Below are 1,623 nucleotides of genomic sequence, written 5' to 3' on the forward strand. Positions count from 1 at the left end.
ATATTCTTGGGCAATCTCTGCACGTGGCTTGCCATTTTCATAAAGCTTCACTAATTGCAGTTTAAATTCGGGTGTAAATGTTCGACGTTGACGTGGCATATTTTGCACGCTCCCTTAATTTTATAATTTAAGTTTACAAGCCCTTATTTTATCTGTCCAACTTAGTGTATCCTATCCAGTATGTTAAATCACTCACAATGATGGCTAATTCTTCATGTTGATTAAAATTTCTTTTTAATACATTTTTAATAGCTGCTTCATTACAGCTAGATGGATAGGGTTTGAATTGAGCCACTGTATAGTTTGAAACAAGACCTCTTTCGCGCATAAGACGCCCAATACGGCGTCTTGAAACGTGCTTTGGCTCTGTTAGCTTTACTAATTCTTTCTGGATTTTCCGCGTACCATAATTATTACGGCTCATTTTAAAAATACGTTCAATCTCATTTGAAAGGGCTACATCATCTGCTTTTTTAACGTCGTTCTTACAACGATTTAACTGATAATAATACGTGCTTCTTTTCACATTGAGGACGTCACACATTGCTGATACCGAATATTTGTGAGCGTTATGACGAATCACATTTATTTTCGTCCCATAATCAGCGCTGCCTGCTTTAAAATATCATTTTCCATTAATAAACGTTGATTTTCTTTACGTAGCTTCTCTAATTCGATTTCTGCATCTGTACGATTATCTTTCGCAGTGAATGATCCCGTCTCTTGATGATTCTTAATCCATCTGTCTAAGCCTGAAGGCGTTAGGTCATACTCACGGGCAATGGCTGCACGTGATTTCCCATTTTCATAAAGCTTCACCATCTGCAGTTTAAATTCAGGTGTAAATGTTCGACGTTGACGTGGCATTTTAGCACGCTCCCTTTGGTTGATAGTCTTAGTTTACAAGCCCTTATTTATTCTGTCTAACTTAGTGTAGCCTATCCGCCTAAACCATGGACTTATCTGTGGTTTTTGATGGTGACAGCTTGCATCCTTATTCTGTCTAAATTAGAGGTTTAACATTTGAGAAAAAATCCCCTAATTTTAGAATTAGGGGATAAACTGTATCAATTTTTAGGTACTTGTACGACCGGGGTGACCGGGGCACCGAATAATTAAGCATCAATTATTTATTTGTCTATTGAATTTGAGCATAGTAACGCGAGTTGATTGATTTATTCATTTTTTTTCATTTGTTGTAACTTTAAACAAAGATAACCTACTATATATTCTCTTGACGTCATTTCTTCGATATCTTGATTTTCAACTAATTCATCAAATATCCCCCATAAATTATTCCATAATTCTGTATCTACAAACTCTTGATATGGATGCTTCATTTATAATGTCCTCACTTTTTATTTTTATTTTTACTGCCATTCGGCCATATTTGTTTACCATTAAAATCTACTTCTTTTACTTTCTTTCCTTTTTTATTACTAACATCCCAATGGTCCTTATGCAACTGATCTTTCTTCCAAATACGATCGGTTCTATTGCAAAGTTTAAAATAACAAATGATTTGCCATTAGGTTTCGCCCTTTAGGCAGAAACTCCGAGTAGTTGATTTATTTCTCGTGTCACTGAAAAACCAAAAAGATTGAATTCTTTTCGGCTAGACTT

At 35.3% G+C, this 1,623-nt stretch carries 2 protein-coding genes and 1 pseudogene; all 3 read right to left on the minus strand.

What is annotated here, in order from left to right; genetic code table 11:
* The coding region (locus DEX24_RS16780; protein ID WP_146193010.1) for a transposase at positions 1-99 on the minus strand (99 nt) is incomplete at its 3' end.
* A gap of 79 nt (positions 100-178) precedes the next feature.
* Positions 179-867: pseudogene (locus tag DEX24_RS17635) on the minus strand (transposase); the annotation flags it as partial.
* 308 nt (positions 868-1,175) lie between these two features.
* Positions 1,176-1,340 carry a hypothetical protein gene (locus tag DEX24_RS17340; RefSeq protein ID WP_170112992.1) on the minus strand — a complete coding sequence of 55 codons (165 nt, stop codon included), beginning with the start codon at positions 1,338-1,340 and terminating at the stop codon, positions 1,176-1,178.
* Between the last annotated feature and the right edge of the window lie 283 nt (positions 1,341-1,623).

It is taken from the genome of Kurthia sibirica (assembly GCF_003143975.1).
Classification (GTDB): Bacteria; Bacillota; Bacilli; order Bacillales_A; family Planococcaceae; genus Kurthia; species Kurthia sibirica.